This is a genomic window from Streptomyces tuirus, assembly GCF_014701095.1.
Taxonomy (GTDB): domain Bacteria; phylum Actinomycetota; class Actinomycetes; order Streptomycetales; family Streptomycetaceae; genus Streptomyces; species Streptomyces tuirus.
Window position 1 is genome coordinate 2,007,769 of the sequence record NZ_AP023439.1, and the last position, 20,292, is coordinate 2,028,060.

At 71.8% G+C, this 20,292-nt stretch carries 20 protein-coding genes; 10 read left to right on the forward strand and 10 right to left on the reverse strand.

Annotated features, from left to right (window positions below):
- Positions 1–51 precede the first annotated feature (51 nt).
- Positions 52–447, forward strand: a complete 396-nt coding sequence (locus IGS69_RS09270; RefSeq protein ID WP_190898242.1) for a VOC family protein — start codon at positions 52–54, stop codon at positions 445–447.
- 61 nt (positions 448–508) lie between these two features.
- On the opposite strand, the gene IGS69_RS09275 is transcribed toward IGS69_RS09270, so the two are convergent.
- The 4 genes from IGS69_RS09275 to IGS69_RS09290 all read right to left on the reverse strand — a co-directional run bounded on the left by IGS69_RS09275 (position 509) and on the right by IGS69_RS09290 (position 5,455).
- Positions 509–1,726 (reverse strand): MFS transporter, encoded by a 1,218-nt coding sequence (locus IGS69_RS09275; RefSeq protein ID WP_190898244.1) that lies wholly within the window; start codon positions 1,724–1,726, stop codon positions 509–511.
- A 136-nt stretch (positions 1,727–1,862) separates the two neighbouring features.
- Positions 1,863–2,915, reverse strand: a complete 1,053-nt coding sequence (locus IGS69_RS09280; protein ID WP_190898245.1) for an endonuclease/exonuclease/phosphatase family protein — start codon at positions 2,913–2,915, stop codon at positions 1,863–1,865.
- Positions 2,916–3,132: 217 nt separating this feature from the next.
- Complete coding sequence (locus IGS69_RS09285; RefSeq protein WP_031102819.1) at positions 3,133–3,783, reverse strand: TetR/AcrR family transcriptional regulator; 651 nt, start codon at positions 3,781–3,783, stop codon at positions 3,133–3,135.
- Positions 3,784–3,853: 70 nt separating this feature from the next.
- Positions 3,854–5,455 (reverse strand): MFS transporter, encoded by a 1,602-nt coding sequence (locus IGS69_RS09290; RefSeq protein WP_190898246.1) that lies wholly within the window; start codon positions 5,453–5,455, stop codon positions 3,854–3,856.
- A 201-nt stretch (positions 5,456–5,656) separates the two neighbouring features.
- Between IGS69_RS09290 and panB the strand changes: the two genes are divergently transcribed.
- From panB to IGS69_RS09305, 3 genes are all read left to right on the forward strand, one after another.
- Positions 5,657–6,532, forward strand: coding sequence for a 3-methyl-2-oxobutanoate hydroxymethyltransferase (panB, locus tag IGS69_RS09295; RefSeq protein WP_190898247.1), 876 nt, complete (start codon positions 5,657–5,659; stop codon positions 6,530–6,532).
- A 202-nt stretch (positions 6,533–6,734) separates the two neighbouring features.
- Positions 6,735–7,754 (forward strand): ATP-binding cassette domain-containing protein, encoded by a 1,020-nt coding sequence (locus tag IGS69_RS09300; protein WP_190898248.1) that lies wholly within the window; start codon positions 6,735–6,737, stop codon positions 7,752–7,754.
- On the forward strand, positions 7,751–8,572 hold the full coding sequence (locus IGS69_RS09305; protein WP_190898249.1) for an ABC transporter permease: 822 nt from the start codon (positions 7,751–7,753) through the stop codon (positions 8,570–8,572). Before IGS69_RS09300 ends, IGS69_RS09305 begins: the two co-directional genes overlap by 4 nt.
- A gap of 18 nt (positions 8,573–8,590) precedes the next feature.
- Here IGS69_RS09305 and IGS69_RS09310 read toward each other — a convergent pair whose 3' ends face one another.
- Entirely contained in the window at positions 8,591–11,857 is a 3,267-nt protein-coding gene (locus IGS69_RS09310; RefSeq protein WP_232543463.1) for a BTAD domain-containing putative transcriptional regulator, read from the reverse strand.
- A 195-nt stretch (positions 11,858–12,052) separates the two neighbouring features.
- On the opposite strand from IGS69_RS09310, the gene IGS69_RS09315 reads away from it, so the two are divergent.
- Positions 12,053–12,853, forward strand: coding sequence for a site-2 protease family protein (locus IGS69_RS09315; RefSeq protein ID WP_190898252.1), 801 nt, complete (start codon positions 12,053–12,055; stop codon positions 12,851–12,853).
- Between the two features lie 9 nt (positions 12,854–12,862).
- Here the strand turns inward: IGS69_RS09315 and IGS69_RS09320 are convergent, their stop codons facing one another.
- Both IGS69_RS09320 and npdG read right to left on the reverse strand, forming a co-directional pair.
- Complete coding sequence (locus IGS69_RS09320) at positions 12,863–13,042, reverse strand: hypothetical protein (protein ID WP_190898253.1); 180 nt, start codon at positions 13,040–13,042, stop codon at positions 12,863–12,865.
- A gap of 72 nt (positions 13,043–13,114) precedes the next feature.
- The gene (gene npdG, locus IGS69_RS09325) at positions 13,115–13,834 is read right to left on the reverse strand and encodes an NADPH-dependent F420 reductase (RefSeq protein ID WP_190898254.1); all 720 of its coding nucleotides are present in this window, start codon (positions 13,832–13,834) and stop codon (positions 13,115–13,117) included.
- Between the two features lie 228 nt (positions 13,835–14,062).
- On the opposite strand from npdG, the gene IGS69_RS09330 reads away from it, so the two are divergent.
- Positions 14,063–14,665 (forward strand): hypothetical protein, encoded by a 603-nt coding sequence (locus IGS69_RS09330; RefSeq protein ID WP_190898255.1) that lies wholly within the window; start codon positions 14,063–14,065, stop codon positions 14,663–14,665.
- Positions 14,666–14,806: 141 nt separating this feature from the next.
- Here the strand turns inward: IGS69_RS09330 and IGS69_RS09335 are convergent, their stop codons facing one another.
- Positions 14,807–15,040, reverse strand: a complete 234-nt coding sequence (locus tag IGS69_RS09335) for a hypothetical protein (protein ID WP_190898256.1) — start codon at positions 15,038–15,040, stop codon at positions 14,807–14,809.
- Positions 15,041–15,098: 58 nt separating this feature from the next.
- Here IGS69_RS09335 and map point away from each other — a divergent pair, with 58 nt between their 5' ends.
- A complete protein-coding gene (gene map / locus IGS69_RS09340) occupies positions 15,099–15,956 on the forward strand; it encodes a type I methionyl aminopeptidase (protein WP_184912094.1) in 858 nt (285 codons plus the stop codon).
- 105 nt (positions 15,957–16,061) lie between these two features.
- On the forward strand, positions 16,062–16,709 hold the full coding sequence (locus IGS69_RS09345; RefSeq protein ID WP_190898258.1) for a biliverdin-producing heme oxygenase: 648 nt from the start codon (positions 16,062–16,064) through the stop codon (positions 16,707–16,709).
- 71 nt (positions 16,710–16,780) lie between these two features.
- Here the strand turns inward: IGS69_RS09345 and IGS69_RS09350 are convergent, their stop codons facing one another.
- Complete coding sequence (locus IGS69_RS09350; protein ID WP_190898259.1) at positions 16,781–16,987, reverse strand: hypothetical protein; 207 nt, start codon at positions 16,985–16,987, stop codon at positions 16,781–16,783.
- 98 nt (positions 16,988–17,085) lie between these two features.
- The gene (locus IGS69_RS09355; RefSeq protein ID WP_190898260.1) at positions 17,086–17,730 is read right to left on the reverse strand and encodes a PhzF family phenazine biosynthesis protein; all 645 of its coding nucleotides are present in this window, start codon (positions 17,728–17,730) and stop codon (positions 17,086–17,088) included.
- A gap of 166 nt (positions 17,731–17,896) precedes the next feature.
- Between IGS69_RS09355 and efeO the strand changes: the two genes are divergently transcribed.
- Entirely contained in the window at positions 17,897–19,045 is a 1,149-nt protein-coding gene (gene efeO, locus IGS69_RS09360; protein WP_190898261.1) for an iron uptake system protein EfeO, read from the forward strand.
- A gap of 2 nt (positions 19,046–19,047) precedes the next feature.
- Complete coding sequence (gene efeB, locus IGS69_RS09365; RefSeq protein ID WP_190898262.1) at positions 19,048–20,289, forward strand: iron uptake transporter deferrochelatase/peroxidase subunit; 1,242 nt, start codon at positions 19,048–19,050, stop codon at positions 20,287–20,289.
- Positions 20,290–20,292 lie beyond the last annotated feature (3 nt).

Sequence of the window (20,292 nt, forward strand, 5' to 3'; positions counted from 1 at the left end):
CGCCGAGAGACGGCTCGAACGCGGAGCGCCCGGACCCGAAGAGAGCACCCCATGAAGATCCAGCTCACCAGCGTCTTCGTCGACGACCAGGCCAAGGCCCTCCGCTTCTACACCGAGGTCCTCGGCTTCGTGAAGAAGCACGACGTCCCCGTGGGCGAGACGGACCGGTGGCTGACCGTCGTCTCCCCCGAGAACCCCGACGGCACGGAACTGCTCCTGGAGCCCGCCGGTCATCCGGCCGTCAAGCCCTACCGTGACGCGCTCGCCGCCGACGGCATCCCGCTCGCCCAGTTCACCGTCGACGACGTCCGGGCCGAGTACGAGCGCCTGAGCGGCCTCGGGGTCCGCTTCACCCAGGAGCCCGTGGACATGGGCCCGGTGACCACGGCCGTCTTCGACGACACCTGCGGCAACCTGGTCCAGATCGCGACCCAGCCGCGGGAGTAGCTCGGCGGTACCGCTGCGGCGGTCGAGGTGCTCCCCCCGGGCCGCCGCCCACCGGAAACCGTCAGTGGTGCGCCGCTTCCGCCTCCTGCGGGACGTGGCTCGCCACGATCCGCTCGCGTCCGGTGACCGGAGCCCGGCGCCGGTCCACCGCGTAGGCCAGCGACGCCACGGCCAGGCCGAGGACGGCCAGGGCCACACCGGCCAGGGCCGGGGAGGTGACGCCGAAGCCCGCGGCCAGCGCGAGGCCGCCGATCCAGGCGCCGCCGGCGTTGGCCAGGTTGAAGGCGGCCTGGTTGGCGGAGGAGGCCAGGGACGGGGCCGAGGAGGCCTTCTCCATGACCATCAGCTGGAGCGGGGAGCCGGTGGCGAAGGCCGCCATGCCGAGCAGGACGACGGCCACGGCGGCCGTGAGCTCCGTGCGCATCAGCAGCGGGAACAGCGCCAGCACCGCCACCAGGGAGGTGAGGCCGCCGAACAGCGTGCCGCGCAGCGAGTGGTCGGCCAGGCGGCCGCCCAGCAGGTTGCCGGCGGTCGCGCCGACACCGAACAGCGCCAGCAGCAGGGTGACGCTGGCGTCGGCGTAGCCGGCGGCGTCCGTGAGCATCGGCGTGATGTAGCTGTAGGCCGCGAAGAGGGCACCGAAGCCCGCGACGGTGGTGCCGAGCGACAGCCAGACCGGCAGGGAGCGCAGGGCGGCGAGTTCGCCGCGCAGGCCCTGGGCGGTGGTGTGCTCGTGGTCGTGCGGGATGAGGAGCGCGAGCGCGGCGATGGCCGCCAGGCCGATGGCGCTGACGCCGAGGAAGGTCGCCCTCCAGCCCAGGTTCTGCCCCATGAGGGTGGCGGCCGGCACGCCCAGGACGTTCGCGACGGTCAGGCCGAGGAACATCAGCGAGACCGAGCGTGCCTTGCGTTCGGGGGCGACCATGTTCATCGCGACGACGGCGCCCACGCCGAAGAAGGCGCCGTGCGGCAGACCGCTCAGGAAGCGGGCGGCCAGCAGCCAGCCGTTGTCCGGCGCGAGGGCCGACAGGGCGTTGCCCACGACGAACAGTCCCATCAGGCCGATCAGGACCGTGCGCCGGGACATCCTGGCAGTGACCGCGGCCAGCAGCGGGGCGCCGATGACGACGCCCAGCGCGTACGCCGACACCAGGTGGCCGGCGCCGGGTATCGAGATGTTCAGGTCGTCCGCGACATCGGGCAGCAGCCCCATCATCACGAACTCGGTCGTACCGATGCCGAAGGCGCCCACGGCGAGGGCGAGCAGGGCCAGGGGCATGAGTGAGCCTTTCGAGACTTGCTTGGAGATCCGTACACGTATGTTCAAGTACGGAACAAAGTCTCGCAGGCGCGCCATTCCACGACGTCACGCCTCAGGTGCGGACTTCTGTCGGCAGAGCCCTGACCAGCGGCTTTCAGGAGCCGCTTGTGGTGACCCTCACACGAGCCGCCACCGGCAGATGGTCGCTGCCCGTCTGCGGGAGGGTCCACGAGCTCTCCGGCTTCAGGCCCCGGACCATGATCTGGTCGATGCGCGCCATCGGGAACGACGCGGGCCAGCTGAAGCCGAAACCGCTGCCGGCCGCGCCCTGCGTGGAGCGCATCTGGGAGGTGACGGCGTTGAGCGCACGGTCGTTCATGGTGCCGTTGAGGTCGCCGAGCAGGACGACGTTCTTCAGCGGCTCGTGGGCGATGGCCTCACCCAGGTAGTCGGCGCTGCGGTCGCGCTGGCGGGCCGTGAAGCCGGCCTCCATCTTCACGCGCACGGACGGCAGATGGGCGACGTAGACCGCCAACTGCCCGGACGGGGCGGTCACGGTGGCGCGCATCGCGCGCGTCCAGCCCATGTCGAGGTCGACGTCGCGCACGCCGCCCAGCGGGTACTTGCTCCACACGCCGACCGTGCCCTGCACCGCGTGGTAGCGGTACGTCGACGCCAGCGCCTTCTCGTACGCCGGGACGGCGGCGGGTGTCAGCTCCTCCAGGGCCAGCACGTCCGCGCCGGAGGCGGCCACGTCACGGGCGGTGCCGGACGGGTCCGGATTGTCGGCGTTGACGTTGTGCGTGACCACCGTGAGGTCGCCGCCGGTCGCCGCCTTGTCGCTGAGCAGGCCGCCGAAGAGGTTCAGCCAGACCGCGGACGGCAGCACCAGGGCGATCAGTGCGGTCGCCGACCTGCGCACCAGGGCGAGGACGAGCAGCACCGGGACGAGCAGCCCCAGCCAGGGCAGGAACGTCTCGATGAGGCTGCCCAGGTTGCCGATCTTGTTCGGGATGCGGGAGTGCAGCACCATGACCAGGGCCAGCAGTACCGCGCACGCGGCGACCAGCAGTCCGCGCCGCCAGATCCGGGGGTCGCCCCGCCAGGGGCCGGCCAGCCGGTCGAACAGGCGCCGAAGCCGGGTTCCCCGGTGCTCGGGCCCCGAGCCGCCGTTGTCCGTCTCCGTCATGTACGCCTGCTGCGCCATACCGTCGCCTCACTGCCTGCCGTGCACACCATCGCCCCCGTGTCCTTACGACCCTAGGGGATGATCCGTTCCGTTCCCGCCGCCCTCCGGCGGCCGTACGGGGGCGATGACGTCCGAGTCCCCGCGGGGGGTTCCGATCAGACCCCGCGAAAGCGCCGTCTGTGACGAAACGCGCACACTAGTGCCGCGGCAGGGGCGAACGTTGCCTGTCGCGGCACTAGGAGCCGCCGGACGCGGATCTGACGGACGGTGAGCCGCCGGGGCGCAGGCCTTCGAGCAGGGTGTCGACGACCTGCTCGGCGAGGTCGTCGGGGAGGTCGGCGTCGGGGCGCAGCACGGCGCGCACGAGGACCGGGCCGACGAACAGGTCGTTCAGCAGTTCGAGGTCGAGGTCCGTGCGCAGTTCGCCGTTCTCCCGGCCGCGGCGCAGGACCTCCAGGCCGAGCCGGCGGCGCGGGGCGACGACGGTGGCGTGGTACGCCGCCCAGAGCTTCGGGCTGCTCTTCATCTGGGCCTGCACGCTGTGCAGGATCGCCGAGGAGCGGTTGGCCAGGCCGCGCCGGCGCACCTGCTCCAGCAGGACCACGAGGTCGTCGCGCATGGAGGTGCCGGGCAGCGGCGGGTCCGGGGGCTCCGCGGCGCGCACGACGTCGACGAAGAGTTCCTCCTTGCCGCTCCAGCGGCGGTAGATGGTGGCCTTGCCGACGCCGGCGGTGCGGGCGATGCGCTCGATGGACAGCTCCGCGAGGGGAACGCCCTCCTCCAGGAGCTTCATCACGCCCTCGATGATGGCGCGCTCGACGGCCTCGCTTCTGGGGCGGCCCCTCGCGGGTCCGCCGTGCGGAGAGTGCCGTTCGGCGAGGCTCACGTCGCTGCGTCCTTTCCTGACCGGGTGGAGACCGTTCCTGGCGGTACGGAAGGTGAATTCTTCCGCAGGCCTACGCCCGTGTGTGCGACAACTCCTTCTCCCCCTCGCCCTGCTGGGGCGCGGGCGGCTTGCCGGGCAGGAACAGCGCCACCACGACCGCGCCGGCCAGGGCGACGCCCGCACCCCACAGGGCGGTGGTGTGCATCGCGTGCAGGAACGCGTCGTAGGCCGGGGCGACGAGGGACTCGCCCCGCGGGCCCAGCTTGTCCGCGACGCCGAGTGTGGCCTCGATGGACTCCCCGGCGGTGTGCCGCAGGGCCGGGGGCAGGACCCCGAGCTTGTCCTCGATGCCCGTCCGGTACGCCGTGGACAGCACCGAGCCGAGGACGGCGACGCCGAGGGCGCCGCCGACCTGCCGGAAGGTGTTGCTGAGCGCGGAGGCGGAGCCGGCCTTCTCGCGGGGCAGGGCCTGCATGATGACGACGCTGACCGGCGTCATGATGTGCGCCATCCCGGCCCCCATGAGGAAGAAGATCACTTCCAGGATCCAGATGGGCGTGTCCGCGTCCAGGGTGGCGAAGGCGGCCAGCATGGCGGCGATGACGACCATGCCGGCCGTGGTGGTGACCCGGTTGCCGAAGCGGTCGACCACCAGCCGGGCGCGCGGCGCGAAGATCAGCTGGGCGGCGGCCAGCGGCAGCATCAGCAGACCGGTCTGCAGCGGTGAGTAGCCGCGCACGCTCTGCGTGTAGAAGACGGCGAAGAAGGTCACGCCCATCAGTGCGAAGAAGACCAAGGCGATGGCGGCGATGGCGGCCGAGAAGACCTTGTCCTTGAAGAAGGTGACGTCTATCGACGGGTGGTCGCTGCGCTTCTCGAAGACGACGAAGGCGACGAGCACGGCGAGACCGGCGCCCATGGTCGCCAGCACGGCCGCGTCGGTGAAGTCGGCGTGCTGACCGCCCTTGATGATGCCGTAGACGAGCAGCACCAGGCCGACGACGGACAGCACGACGCCGACGGGGTCGATCCGGCCCGGGCTCGGATCGCGCGAGTCGGGCACCAGCCAGAGCATCAGCGCGAGCCCGATCACCACGATCGGCACGTTGACGAGGAAGACCGAGCCCCACCAGAAGTGGTCGAGCAGGACGCCGCCGGTGATCGGGCCGATGGCGACCGCGAGGCCGACACCGCCCGCCCAGATGCCGATGGCCCTGGGCTGCTCCTCGCGCTCGAAGACGTTCATGAGGACGGCGAGGGTGGCGGGCATGACGAACGCGGCGCCCAGCCCCATCACGGCCCGGAAGGTGATCAGCTCGCCCGGTGAGCCGGAGAACGCGGCGAGCGCGGATCCGAGGCCGAACACGGCGAGACCGCCGATCAGCACCTTCTTGCGGCCCAGCCGGTCGCCGAGCAGCCCGGCGGTGAACAGCAGGCCCGCGAAGACGAGGGTGTAGGCGTTGATCGCCCACTCCAGCTGGCTCTGGGTGGCGCCCAGGCCGGTGGGGGCCGGGGTGGAGATCGTCTTGATGGCGACGTTCAGGATCGAGTTGTCGAGCACCACGATCAGCAGGCTGAGCATCAGGACGCCGAGGATCGCCCAGCGGCGCCGGTGCACCGCTTCCGGTACGCGCGGGCCGGCGGGGGCGGCCGGGTCGGCAGGAGGAGTCATGGGTCCGAGCCTAGAACCATTTCGATACGAGACCGTCTCGTATTGGAATTGTCTTACCGGGATCTTACGCTGCTTTGACCTTCGCGGCCCGGACGGAACTCACAGGGCCTCCTCTAGCCCTCGGTGGCACGAGGTGCCACCATGGACGTGGTCCGGGGACGCCGTCAGGGCGCCTCGAGATGACGTGTTAGGAGCCGTGCCATGACGCAGCTTCCGGCTGCCCAGACTGCTCAGACCAAGCCCTCCGACAGCGGCAGGGCGCTGTACGGGGGCAAGGGCACCCGCCGTATCACCGTGCGGGACATCGCCGCCGCCAAGGAGCGCGGCGAGAAGTGGCCGATGCTCACCGCGTACGACGCGATGACCGCGTCCGTCTTCGACGAGGCCGGCATCCCGGTGATGCTCGTCGGCGACTCGGCGGGCAACTGCCACCTCGGCTACGAGACGACCGTGCCCGTCACCCTCGACGAGATGACGATGCTGTCGGCGGCGGTCGTACGGGGCACCTCCCGTGCCCTGATCGTCGGCGACCTGCCCTTCGGCTCCTACCAGGAGGGTCCGGTGCAGGCGCTGCGCTCGGCGACCCGGCTGGTGAAGGAGGCCGGCGTGCAGGCGGTGAAGCTGGAGGGGGGCGAGCGGTCGCACGAGCAGATCCGGCTGCTCGTCGAGTCCGGCATCCCGGTCATGGCGCACATCGGCCTGACCCCCCAGTCGGTCAACGCGATGGGCTACCGCGTGCAGGGCCGGGGCGAGGAGGCGGCCCAGCAGCTGCTGCGGGACGCGAAGGCCGTGCAGGACGCGGGGGCGTTCGCGGTGGTGCTGGAGCTGGTCCCGGCGGAGCTGGCCGCCGAGGTGACGCGGGTGCTGCACATCCCGACCGTGGGGATCGGGGCGGGCCCCGAGACCGACGCGCAGGTGCTGGTGTGGACGGACATGCTGGGCCTGACCGGTGGGCGGGTGCCGAAGTTCGTGAAGCAGTACGCGAATCTGCGTGAGGTGATGGGCGACGCGGTGAAGGCGTTCGCCGACGAGGTCGTCGGCGGAACGTTCCCGCAGGAGGAGAACTCCGTCCACTAGAAGCCACAGCGGTACCACGAACAGCCCGTCGGCCCTCCCCCAGCCGACGGGCTGTTCCCCTCTTTGCGCCTTAAACCGGCGCCGCTCTCGCGGACGTGGTTGCTCGCCGTCGTGGCTCCTCAATTGATGGTTGCGGTGTCCGTCGTCGAGGTGTCGGCGGCTTGTCGGTGATGTGTCGGTGGGCGCTGAGACCGTCTGTCCCATGACGCGAATCGACACACCAACCGGCGGCGCCGCTGTGACCGTGCGGGGGCTGGTGAAGCACTACGGGGAGACCAGGGCCCTGGACGGGGTCGACCTGGAGGTGCGGGAGGGCACCGTGATGGGGGTGCTCGGGCCGAACGGCGCCGGGAAGACCACCCTCGTGCGGATCCTGTCCACGCTGCTGGCACCCGACTCGGGCCAGGCCACGTTGGCCGGCTACGACGTCGTACGGCAGCCGCGGCACCTGCGGCGGGTGATAGGCCTCACCGGGCAGTACGCCTCCGTCGACGAGAAGCTCCCCGGCTGGGAGAACCTGTACATGATCGGCCGGCTGCTCGACCTGCCCCGCAAGGAGGCACGCAGGCGGGCCGACGAGCTGCTGGAGCGGTTCTCGCTGACCGAGGCCGCCAAGCGGCCCGCCAGCACCTACTCCGGCGGTATGCGCCGACGGCTCGACCTGGCCGCCTCGATGATCGGCCGGCCCGCCGTCCTCTTCCTCGACGAACCGACCACCGGGCTCGACCCGCGCACCCGCAACGAGGTGTGGGACGAGGTCAAGGCCATGGTCGGCGACGGTGTGACCGTGCTGCTGACCACGCAGTACATGGAGGAGGCCGAGCAGCTCGCCTCCGAGCTGACGGTCGTGGACAAGGGCCGGGTCGTCGCGGGCGGGGGCATCGAGGAGCTCAAGGCCAAGGTCGGCGGGCGGACCCTGCGGATCCGGCCGGCCGACGCCGTGCACCTGCGGCCGCTCGCCGGGTACCTGGACGGGCTCGGCATCACCGGCCTCGCGACCACCACCGTGGACGGCGCCTCCGGCACCCTGCTGGTCCCAATCCTCAGCGACGAGCAGCTCACCGCCGTCGTGGGCGCCGTCACCTCCCGCGGCATCACACTCGCCGCCGTCACCACCGAACTGCCCAGCCTGGACGAGGTGTTCCTGTCCCTCACCGGCCACCGTGCCAGTGCCCCGCAGGACACCACGCCCGCCGAGGACCGCGAAGAGGTCGCCGTATGAGCGCCGCCACCGTTACCGCCCCCGCGACGAAGGACGACGCCCGCATCTCGCTGCGCGGGCACGTGCGGCACACCGGTGCCCTCGTCCGCCGGAACCTGCTGTGGATCCGCCAGGACCCGGAGTCGATGGCCGACGCGCTGCTGATGCCGGTCATCTTCACCCTGCTGTTCGTGTTCGTGTTCGGCGGCTCGATCGGGCAGGCGCTGGGCGGCGGGCAGGACCAGTACGTGCAGTACGTGATCCCCGGCATGATCGCGATGATGAGCATGACGCTGTCCCAGGGGGTCGGCACCGGCTTCAGCCAGGACTTCAACTCCGGTGTCATGGACCGCTTCCGGTCCCTGCCCATCGGGCGCGGCTCGGTCCTGTTCGCGAAGATCTCCGTGGAACTGCTGCGGATGCTGTTCGCGACCGCGGTCCTCATGATCGTCTCCGTGGCGGTCGGGTTCGAGATCACCAACTGGCCCGGGCTGTTCGCGGCCGTCGCGCTGTCCACCGCGTTCGCCTCGTCGATCATGTGGGTGTTCCTCACCCTGGGCGTGATCATGAAGAGTGCGCAGTCCGTGCAGGCGATGGGCTTCCTGGTGCTGTTCCCGCTCCAGTTCGGCTCGTCGATCTTCGCGCCGACCACGTCCATGCCCGGCTGGCTCCAGGCCTTCACCGACTACAACCCGCTGTCCACGCTCGCGGACGCCGCGCGCGGTCTGATGGTGGGCGGGCCGGTCGCGGACGACCTGTGGGTGACGCTCGGCTGGTCGGTGGCGATCACGGCGGTGATGGCGCCCGTCGCGATCCACAAGTTCCGCACCAAGAGCTGACCGGGCGCGCCCGGTGCCTCACAGCAAGGCGGCGGCCTCCTCCGGGGAGAGGCCGCCGCCCTGCGCGTAAGCGGTCTCGTACGCCTCGTCTCCGAGCAGCGCCCGGGCCCGCCGCTCCGTCCGCTCGCGGGTCTCGCGCTCCTGCCGCTGGGCGACGTGACGGGGCGGCAGCAGGGCGTCGAAGGCGCCCAGACAACGGGCCGCGTCCGCGGCGCGTCCTCCGCCGTCCATGGCTGCCAGGGCCCGCGCGCCGATGATCAGGAATCCCGAGCGCACATGAGGCGTGAGGGCCTCGGACAGCGGGTCGGCCGCCCGCTCCATCCCCGTACGGATCCGGCGCAGGCACTCGTCGTACCGCCCCTCCGTGGCATCCAGCCACGCCTCCGCACCGAGGATGTACGCGTCGAAGACGATGAAGTGGGCGATGCGGAAGTCCTGGCGCAGCCGCCGCAGGTGCTCGCGCGCCTCGGGGACGCGGTCCGTCATGCCCAGCCAGCCGGCCAGGAAGAGGCGGGCGGCGGGCATGGCCTCGCTGTGCGTGTCTTGGTGCTGGGCGATCACCTCGCGCAGCAGCCGCTCGCCGCGTTCGCCCTCGCCCGCCTCCAGCAGGACGTTGCCCAGCCGGGCGCGCAGAACGGCCGCCTGGGCACGGGCGCCGAGGCGTTCGGCGTGCACGATGGCCGCTTCGTAGTCGGCGGCGGCCGCGGCGCAGTCGCCCTTGCGCTCATGAGCCTCGGCGCGTGCGGAGAGAGCCTCGGCGGTGCCCCAGTCGTCGCTGAGGCGGCGGAAGATCTCCAGTGCCTCGTCGGCGTCCCGGGCGGCGTCGCCCGCCCAGTCGGTGCGGTTGGCGAGGAAGTTGGCCCGCATCTGGAGGCCGGAGGCGAGCTCCCAGTCGAAACCAGGGGTCTGCCGGCAGGTGCGGATGGACGCGTCGATGATGACGCGCAGCCGGTCCATGTCGCCGGTCAGCATCACGGCGAAGAACCAGAGCAGGCCGGGGAGCCGGCAGTTCTGCGGCAGACCGGGCTCGTAGGTCCGGGCGATGGCGCGCAGCTTCTCCTGGGAGCGGGGGTTCTGCCAGGCGTCCAGCTCGGTGTCCATGCAGGCGAGATGGGCGAGGTGGATGCCGCGCCGAGCCTCCGCGAGGACCTCGCCGGTCATCGGGGGCGGGGCGTCGGTGCAGCGCTCCCACACCGCGACGGCCGGGCGGACGGGCTCGGTGAAGGGGTCGGGGCCGAGCGCCATGACCTCGCGGCACCAGTTGCGCGCCTCGATGCGCAGGTCGCGCATCTGCCAGTACCAGACGAGGGACAACGCCAGGCACAGCGCCTCCTGCTCATCGCGCAGGGCCACGGCGTGGCGCAGCGCGGTGCGCAGGTTCTCGTACTCCCGCTCCAGCCGGTGGATCGCGGCGAGCTGGCCGGGGCCGCGCAGCAACGGGTCGGTCAGACGGGCGAGTTCACGGAAGTACGTCAGATGGGCGCGCTCGGCGTCGGCGCGCTGCCCGGACTCGTCCAGTCGTTCGCCGGCGTACTCGGCGACGGTCTCCAGGAGCCGGTAGCGCATCTCCCCGTCGGCCGGGCTGCCGGGCGGGGCGGCCACGACCAGGGAGCGGTCGACGAGGGAGCCGAGCGCCTCCAGGGCGGCCGGTCCGCACACCGCCTCCGCGGCGGGCAGGTCGCAGCCGCCGGCGAACACCGACAGCCGCCGCAGGACGTCGCGTTCCTCCTCGTCGAGCAGGTCCCAGGACCAGTCGACTACCGCTCTGAGGGTCTGCTGGCGGGGCAGGACGGTGCGGCTGCCGGAGGTGAGGAGACGGAAGCGGTCGTCGAGCCGGTCGGCGATCTGGCGCGGGGTGAGCATCCGCAGCCGGGCGGCGGCCAGTTCGATGGCCAGGGGCAGGCCGTCGAGGCGCCGGCAGATCTCGGCGCACGCCCCGGGGTCGTCCTCGATCCGGAAGCCGGGCCGGGCCGCCGCGCCCCGGTCGGCCAGCAGCCGCAGCGCTACCGGCTCGGGCAGCGGCTCCACCGGCCGCAGCAACTCGCCCGGCACGCCGAGGGGTTCGCGGCTGGTGGCCAGGACGGTGAGGTCCGGGCACCGGGCCAGCAGTTCCTCGGTGAGCCGGGCGGCGGCGTCGGCGACGTGCTCGCAGTTGTCGAGGATCAGCAGCATGCGGGGGCGGGAGCAGTGCTCGGCGAGCCGCTCGACGGGGTCGTCGAGCCGGTCGGCGACGGCGGCGCGGATGCCCTCGGCGCCGGCGCCGTACAGCACGGTCTCGCGGGCCCCGACGGCGGTGAGCACGGCCTCCGGTACGGCGTCCGGGTCGTCGACGGGGGCGAGTTCGGCGAGCCACACACCGCCGGGCATGGCCTCGCGCACGGTCTCCGCGGTCTCCTGCGACAGCCGGGTCTTCCCGGCGCCGCCCGGCCCGAGCAGGGTGACCAGACGGGCCGCCGCGAGATCTCCGCGGATGGTCTCGATGTCCGTCTCCCTGCCGATGAAGGAGGTGAGCCGGGCGCGGAGGTTGCCGACGGACGCGCCCGGCCCCTGGGGAACGGGCGGGTCCTCGAAGCTCAGCAACTCCGCATGCAGGGACCGCAGTTCCGGTCCCGGGTCGGCGCCGAGGCGGTCGGCGAGGAGGCGCCGGACGTCCTCGTAGGCATCCAGCGCCTCCGCCGCGCGGCCGGCGTCCCGCAGGGCGCGCAGACGCAGCGCCTGGAGGGGCTCGTCCAGGGGATGGCCGTCGCACAGGGCGGTCAGTTCCGGCAGGGACTGCTCGGCCTGGCCGAGGGCGAGGGCGGCGGTGTGGCGGGCGCGCAGCACGTCCAGGCGGCGGGTGTCCCGGCGGGCCGCCTCGGCGGTGCGGTCGGGCAGGTCGGCGAGGGCGGGGCCGCGCCACAGGGCGAGGGCGTCGTCGAGGACCACGACGGCCTTGGCGGGGTCGCCGTCGGCCAGGGCCCGCTGTCCTTCGCCGGCCAGCCGCTCGAACCGGTGCAGGTCGACGTCGTCGGGGGCGGCCGTGAGCCGGTACCCGCCCTCGGCGGAGGCGATCGCGGCAGCGCCGAGGGCCCGCCGCAACCGCCCGACCAGCGCCTGCAGCGCGCCGTGCGCGTCGGCGGGCGGCTGCCCGCCCCACACCTCGTCGACGAGCAGCCCCGCGGGCACGGTCCGTCCGGCCCGCAGCGCGAGCACGGTCAGCAGCGCACGCAACCGCGCCCCACCGACCGAAACGACCGTCCCGTCACTGCGGAGCGCCTGCGTGGTGCCGAGGATGCGGTAGTGCACGGGCTCATTGTCTCCGGAGTACAAGGACGGGTCACGACGATTACCGGTGCGGCGGGCGGGTCAGGGGCGGGTGGGGGGAGGCGTCGAGTGGGGACCCACCCTCCCCGGAACGACCGCCCCGCGCGAGACGTTTTTCTCCTGGGCCCGGTACCGTCGGGCCGTCCCACCCCCGTGTCGACGAGTGCAGGGAGCCCCATGACCACCGCCACCACCCGCCACAGCGAGCGGCGGATCAGTCCCGTGTTCGTCGGGATCCTCGCCGTGACGGCGGTCACGGGATGGGCGACCTGGACCGGGTTCGCCGAGCAGCCCGGCGTCGCCGTGTTCCTGTTCGTGACGGCGGCGTGGATCGTCTCCCTGTGCCTGCACGAGTACGCGCACGCACGCACCGCCCTGCACAGCGGCGACATCTCGATCGGAGCGAAGGGCTATCTGACCCTCAACCCGCTGAAGTACACGCACGCCCTGCTCAGCATCGTGCTCCCGGTGATCTTCGTGATCATGGGCGGCATCGGCCTGCCCGGCGGTGCCGTGTTCATCGAGCGCAACCGGATCCGGGGCCGCTGGAAGCACAGTCTGATCTCGGCGGCGGGCCCGCTGACGAACGTGCTGTTCGCCGTGGTCTGCACCGCCCCGTTCTGGCTGGACGCGCTGGACGGCGTGCCGAACGACTTCCGGTTCGCGCTGGCCTTCCTCGCGCTGCTCCAGGTGACGGCCGCGCTGCTGAACTTCCTGCCGGTGCCGGGCCTGGACGGCTACGGCGTGATCGAGCCGTGGCTGTCGTACAGCATCCGGCGTCAGGTGGAGCCGTTCGCGCCGTTCGGCCTGCTGTTCGTGTTCGCGCTGCTGTGGCTGCCGGCGGTGAACGGCGTCTTCTTCGACGTGATCGACACGATCCTGAAGTCCCTCGGGATCAGCGACTTCGAGACGTACTGCGGTCAGGAGCTGTACCGCTTCTGGCAGGGCTCGAACGAGTTCTGCTCGGCGGCGCCGTGACGGGCGCGATCAGCCGGTGACGGACTTCTGGTGCCTGGCGCGCTTGACGTAGTACCAGCACATGTTGGACGACAGGCCCGCCAGCAGCACCCACACGATCCCCAGGAAGCTGCCTCGCGTGAAGGAGACGACGGCGGCGGCCACGGAGAGGACGCAGACGATCAGGGCGTAGAGGCCGAGGCGGGGCATGAGGGGGACTCCTGTCGGGGGACACTGCGGTACTGCTCGTGCCGTCCAGTGTCCCCCATCGAGCTCACCGGCTCACACGTCGGTGATGCGGAGCCCGGCGTGCGCCTTGTAGCGGCGGTTCACGGAGATCAGGTTCGCGACCAGCGACTCCACCTGGTGGGCGTTGCGCAGCCGCCCGGCGAAGATGCCGCGCATGCCCGGGATGCGCCCGGCCAGGGCCTGGACGATCTCCACGTCCGCGCGGACCTCTCCGAGCACCATCACGTCGGTGTCGATCTCGTCGATCTCCGGGTCCTGGAGCAGCACGGCCGACAGGTGGTGGAAGGCGGCGGTGACCCGGGAGTCCGGCAGCAGGGCGGCGGCCTGCTCGGCGGCGCTGCCCTCTTCCGGCTTCAGCGCGTAGGCGCCCTTCTTGTCGAAGCCGAGCGGGTTGACGCAGTCGACGACGAGCTTGCCGGCCAGTTCCTCGCGCAGGGATTCGAGGGTCTTGCCGTGGCCGTCCCACGGCACGGCGACGATCACGATGTCGCTGCGGCGCGCGGTCTCGGCGTTGTCGGCGCCCTCGACCCCGTGGCCGAGTTCCCCGGCGGCCGCCCGGGCACGGTCGGCGGCCCGCGAGCCGATGATCACCTTCTGGCCGGCCTTGGCGAGCCGGTAGGCCAGGCCCTTGCCCTGCGGCCCGGTTCCGCCGAGCACCCCGACCACGAGTCCGGAGACGTCGGGCAGATCCCAGGGGTCCTTGGCGGGCGCCTTCTGTGCGTTGTCGGTGGCAGCACTGTCGGTAGAGGTCATGGCCAGACTCTACGACCGCGCCGCCGCCCGGGACGGCTCAGGTCAGCTCCGTCCCGGGCACCCGCAGGAACCTCCCGCCCGGAGCGGAAGGGGACGCCGGCCTCGGTCATCGGCGGGCTCCTGCGGTCGTTCGACGGCGGTACGGATGACCGGTCGGTCTACCCAGCCCGGGCGAATGCGGGGTGAACTCCGCGTCACGGGTGACCGCTTGGGGCAGGATGCGGTCCTATGGATGCGGTACGGGTCGCGCTGCTGCGGGAAGTGCTCGCCGGGACGGAGTGGCTGGGAGCCACCCGGAGGTTCGCGGGGGCGCTGCGCGGCTCGGTGGTGTCGCACGGGGGCGGGCTGCTGCTCGTCGGCACGCCGGAGTACGAGCCGTGGCACCTCGCCGCGCACCTGGTGGACGAGGCGGCCTGGTCGGGCACACCGGAGCTGGCCCCGACGCTGGTACGGCACGACGCGCGCCCCTCGGACCCGGCGCACCTGGCGGTCGGTCCGGGGCGGCTGGCGGCGGCCCGGCGGGGCGAGACGCTGCTGGTGGTGGCGCCCGAGGGGCCCGCCGCGCCACTCCTGGAACGGGTGTCCGACGCCCGCCGCGCCGGAGCGACGGTCCTGGCCCTCGGCCCCGGGCAGGGCGAGCTCCCGTCCCTGGCGCACGAGACCCTGGCCGTCCCGGACGGTTCGGAACTGGACCTCGACACGGTGCAGCACCTGGTCAGCGCGGCGGCCGGGGAGAACGCCCTGCCGGCCCCGCGGGGCCGGCGCCGCCTGCGGGACCGGGTGGCGCGACTGGCGGAGCACCTGACGGCACCGCCGCCGGCCCGCTGGTGACGTCCGGGCGTCCGCTGGTGACGTCCGGGCGTCCGCTGGTGACGTCCGGGCGTCCGCTGGTGACGTCCGAGTGTCCCGCTGCCGGTGCCGTGGCCCCGGACAGGTGAACGCCCGGGACCGCGGCCCCGGGCGTCGGTGGGATCAGCTCTCGTCGTCCCGGCTGCCCGCCGGGGCGTCGTGCCACCTGGGGTCGTTCTCCCACTGGAGGTTGCGCTCGCGGGCGATCTCCATCGCGTGTTCGGCCTCCGTGCGGGAGGCGTACGGCCCGAACCGGTCCTTGTTGGGGCACTCCGGCCCCTCCTCGACCTTCTTGTGCTCCAGGCAGTAGTACCACTCACCCGGCTTGCCGACCGTGCGCTTCTTGAACAGGGCCATGACCAGCTCCTCTCGCCATCGTCATGTTCCCCCATCGCCGCTGGTTAGACTCGCTGGCATGTCTGGCCAGTCGCTGCTCGTCCCGGGGGAGCTGTCCCCCACCCGTTCCGTGCCCGGAAACATCCGTCGCCCCGAGTACGTCGGCAAGCCCGCGCCGACGCCGTACACCGGACCGGAGGTGCAGACGCCCGAGACCGTCGAGGCGATGCGCGTGGCCGGCCGGATCGCGGCCCGGGCGATGGCGGAGGCCGCGAAGCTGATCTCCCCCGGGGTGACCACGGACGAGTTGGACAGGGTCGCGCACGAGTACATGTGCGACCACGGCGCCTACCCCTCGACGCTGGGCTACCGCGGCTTCCCGAAGTCGCTGTGCACGAGCGTCAACGAGGTCATCTGCCACGGCATCCCGGATTCGACGGTCCTGCGCGACGGCGACATCGTCAACCTCGACGTGACCGCGTACATCGGCGGTGTGCACGGCGACAACAACGCCACCTACCTGGTGGGTGACGTCGACGAGGAGTCGCGGCTGCTGGTGGAGCGGACCCGGGAGTCCCTGGAGCGGGCGATCAAGGCGGTCAAGCCGGGCCGGCAGATCAACATCATCGGCCGGGTCATCGAGTCGTACGCCAAGCGCTTCGGCTACGGAGTGGTGAGGGACTTCACCGGGCACGGCATCAACTCGTCGTTCCACTCGGGCCTGATCATCCCGCACTACGACAGCCCGCACGCGACGACGGTGATCCAGCCCGGCATGACGTTCACGATCGAGCCGATGCTGACGCTCGGGACGCACGAGTACGACATGTGGGACGACGGCTGGACGGTCGTCACGAAGGACCGGAAGCGGACGGCCCAGTTCGAGCACACGCTGGTGGTCACGGACTCGGGCGCGGAGATCCTCACGCTGCCGTAGCACCACCGCCCGCATCCCACCGCACGGCCCGCTCTCCCCCGGAGGGCGGGCCGCATCGTTTCGGCACGGAGGTTTTACCGACAGCCCGTCGGGAAAAGTGTGCGCATGGAATCCTTCTCGACGCTCCTTCGGACCGCTTCTCGCGCGCAGCACGAGGAGGCCAGGGGCTCGGCCTTCATCGGCGACCTGCTGGGGCGCAAACTGGGGGTCGAGGCGTTCGCGCGGTACACGGAGCAGCTGTGGTTCCTGTACGGCGCGCTGGAGTCCGGCGCCCGGCAGCTGGCCGCGGACCCGGTGGCGGGCCCCTTCGTCCGTCCGGAGCTGTTCCGCCTGACGGCGCTGGAGCGTGACCTGGAGCATCTGCGCGGCCCCGGCTGGCGGACGGCGGCCCGCGCACTGCCGGCCACCCTGGAGTACGCGGAACGGATCACGGAGTGCGCCCGCAGCTGGCCGGCCGGCTACATCGCCCACCACTACACCCGCTACCTGGGCGACCTCTCCGGCGGGCAGATCATCCGCGACACGGCGGAGAAGACCTGGGGTTTTGCGAGGAAGGGCGACGGAGTCCGCTTCTACGTCTTCGAGGAGATCCCCAACCCGGCCGCCTTCAAGCGGACCTACTGCGAGCTGCTGGACGCGGTGCCCGGTGACGAGCTGGAGCGGCAGCGGATCGTGGCCGAGTGCAAGCGGGCGTACGGGCTGAACAACGCGGTGTTCGAGGCGCTGGGCGAGGAGTTCCCGCTGACGGCGTGAACGGGCGGGGCCCCGCTCGCGCGTGGCGAGGGGGCCCCGGTGCCGGCTCGAGAGAGCCGGGACTGTCCTGCTCAGATGTCGAACGGACCGTTGTGGCAGACGGCCCCGCCCCACTCGATCTCGGCGGTCTCGGCCTCGAGCTCACCGAAGTACGGGCTGCACGCCACGTGGTGGTCGTCGCGGTAGTCCGCGTCGTCGTTGGCGGAGGCGGCAGCCGCGCCGGTGGCGGACAGGGCGGCGGTCAGGGCGACGACGGCCAGAGCGGATCGAATGCGCATGAGAGTCCTCTCGCGGTGGTGCTTGGTCACGCCCAGTGGTCCCCGTTCACCACCGCCCACACACGCTGTTCCACCCGTACGGACGCCCTCCGTCCGGGTCAGCGTTCGAGGTGGACCCGTCCGCCGACCTCGGTCCACCCGCCCGGCTGGGGCGCGGTGAGGATCTGGGAGCCCGCGCCCTGGGTGATGTTGAGGGCCCGGCCGAGCCGGTCGGTGAGCAGCAGGGCGGCGGCCCCGGTCGCCTCGTCCTCGTCGATGCCGTCGCCCCGGCCGGGGAAGGCCCGGGCCCGGATCCGCCCGGCGGGCTCGTCCTCCCACGCCCAGGCGTACACCCACTCCCCCGGTGGCGGCACGGTCAGGTCGTCGACCTCGGCGGCGCTGCCGTACCGGCGCAGCGTCCGCGGCGGCACCCACTCCGCCCGCGCCTCGATCCAGCAGAACTCCCCGTCCTGCCGGGCCCCTACCACTCCGGCGGGCGTGACCAGCTCGGGCACGTCGAGCAGCCATGCCGCCCCGACGCAGGGGTGCCCGGCGAAGGGCAGCCGCAGCGTGGGCGTGTAGATGTCGATCACTCCGCGCTCGGGGTCGTCGACGAACACGGTCTCGCTGAACCCGACCTTCGCTGCGAACGCCTGCCGCTCCTCCGGCTCGGGCATCACGGACCCTTCGCGCACGACCCCGAGCTCGTTGCCGTACCCACCGTTCGGCCCGCAGAAGACGCGGAGCACGTCGTATTCAGTCACGGGAGGCATTCTCGCCGGTCGAGGACGTGCGCCGGCGCGGCAGGGGGAGCGATGCGACCTTTGACCGCCCCTTGACCCAATCATGACGGCGTTTTTGAGCCACTTAGGCCATCCTTATGTGCTGCCTTAGGTGAGCCTCACCTACCTCCTCTTGTCTGGAGCCTTCATGCGACCCGCTCGTCCCGCTTCCGTCGTCATCGCCGCCGCGGCGGCCCTGGCCGCCGTCACCGGCTGCACCGAGAAGAGCGACGCGAAGGACGGCGACCACGTCATCAACGTGACGGCGACCGACGACAAGTGCCAGGTGTCGAAGAAGGAGTTCCCGGCCGGGCATGTCGAGCTGGCCGTCGAGAACAAGGGCTCCAAGGTCACCGAGGTCTACGTCCTCTTCCCCGACGACCGTGTGGTCACCGAGCGGGAGAACATAGGCCCCGGTACCAGGCAGCGGGTCACCGCCGAGGTGAAGGCCGGCGAGTACCAGATCGCGTGCAAGCCCGGCATGAAGGGCGACGGCATCCGCCAGGCCGTCAAGGCCACCGGCGGCAAGGCCGTCCGGCGCGACCCGCGCCTGGACAAGGCCGTCGCGGCCTACCGCGCCTACGCGCAGGCGCAGGCCGACGAGACGCTGCCGAAGGCCGAGGCGTTCGCCGCGGCCGTCAAGGACGGCGACCTCGAGGCGGCGAAGAAGGCCTACGCCCCCTCCCGCATCGGCTGGGAGCGCACCGAGCCGGTCGCCGAGTCCTTCGGCGACATCGACCCCAAGGTCGACGTCCGCGAGGACGGCCTGGAGGACGGCCAGGACCCGGCCACCGACTGGACGGGCTGGCACCGCCTGGAGAAGGCCCTCTGGCAGGACAAGAAGATCGGCACCCGCGAGAAGGACCTCGCCGACCTGCTGATCAAGGACCTGAAGGACTGGCAGAACCGGGTCGGCAAGGCCGAGATCACCCCCACCTCCATGGCCAACGGTGCCAAGGAACTCCTCGACGAGGTCGCCACCGGCAAGGTCACCGGCGAGGAGGAGCGCTACTCGCACACCGACCTGGTCGACTTCAAGGCCAACGTCGAGGGCGCGCAGAAGTCCTACGACCTGCTGAAGCCGGTCGCGAAGGAGAACGACGCGGCCCTCGTCACCGAGCTCGAGGAGCAGTTCGCGGCCCTGGACAAGCTGCTCGACCAGTACCGTCCGAACACCACGTCGTACGACTTCACGTCCTACGACAAGGTCGGCAAGGCCGACCGCAAGGAGCTCTCGGACGCGGTCAACGCCCTGGCGGAGCCGCTGTCGAAGCTCGCCGCGGCGGTGGTGAAGTAGCGATGACGGACACCGACTCCCCCTCCCCCAGCCGCCGTTCCCTGCTCGGCTGGGGCGGCGCGGGCCTGGCGCTCGGCGCGGCCGCGGCCGGCGGAGCGGTGGCGATGGCCCGCACCGAGGACGACACCGCACCGGCGGCTGCCGGTTCGGCGATCGCCTTCCACGGCCCGCACCAGGCGGGCATCGCCACGCCGGTGCAGGACCGCCTGCACTTCGCCGCGTTCGACGTGACGACCGACGACCGTGAGGCCTTCGTCCAGTTGCTGAAGGACTGGACGGCGGCCGCCCGGCGCATGACGGCCGGACAGGCCGTCGGCGAGGGCGCGTTCGGCGGCCTGGCGGAGGCGCCCCCGGACGACACCGGCGAGGCGCTCGGCCTCAAACCCTCCCGCCTGACCCTCACGATCGGCTTCGGCCCGTCCCTGTTCGGGAAGTTCGGCCTCGCGGACCGCCGCCCGGAGGCCCTGGTCGACCTGCCGAAGTTCGCGGGCGACAACCTCGACAAGAACCGCAGCGGCGGCGACCTGTGCATCCAGGCCTGCGCCGACGACCCCCAGGTCGCGGTCCACGCCGTCCGCAACCTGGCCCGCATCGGCTTCGGCAAGGTCGTCATCAAGTGGTCGCAGCTCGGCTTCGGCAAGACCTCCTCCACCACGCCCGAGGCGCAGACGCCGCGCAACCTCATGGGGTTCAAGGACGGCACCCGCAACATCGCGGGCACCGAGACGGACCGCCTGAAGAAGTTCGTCTGGGTGGACGAGAAGGACGAGCCGGCCTGGATGGTGGGCGGCAGCTACCTGGTGGCCCGCCGCATCCGCATGCACATCGAGACCTGGGACCGCACCTCGCTGCAGGAGCAGGAGGACATCTTCGGCCGTGACAAGGGCGAGGGTGCGCCGGTCGGCAAGGCCAAGGAGCGCGATGAGCCGTTCCTGAAGGCGATGAAGCCCGACGCGCACGTCCGGCTGGCGCACCCCGACACCAACCACGGGGCGACGATCCTGCGCCGCGGCTACTCGTTCACCGACGGCACGGACGGCCTCGGGCGCCTGGACGCGGGCCTGTTCTTCCTGGCCTACCAGCGTGATGTGCGCAAGGGCTTCATCCCCATCCAGCGCAGCCTGGCCGCGGACGCGCTCAACGAATACATCCAGCACGTGGGTTCGGCGCTCTTCGCCGTCCCGCCGGGCGTCCGCGACAAGGACGACTGGTGGGGCCGGACGCTGTTCTCGAAGGAGGCCTGAGCC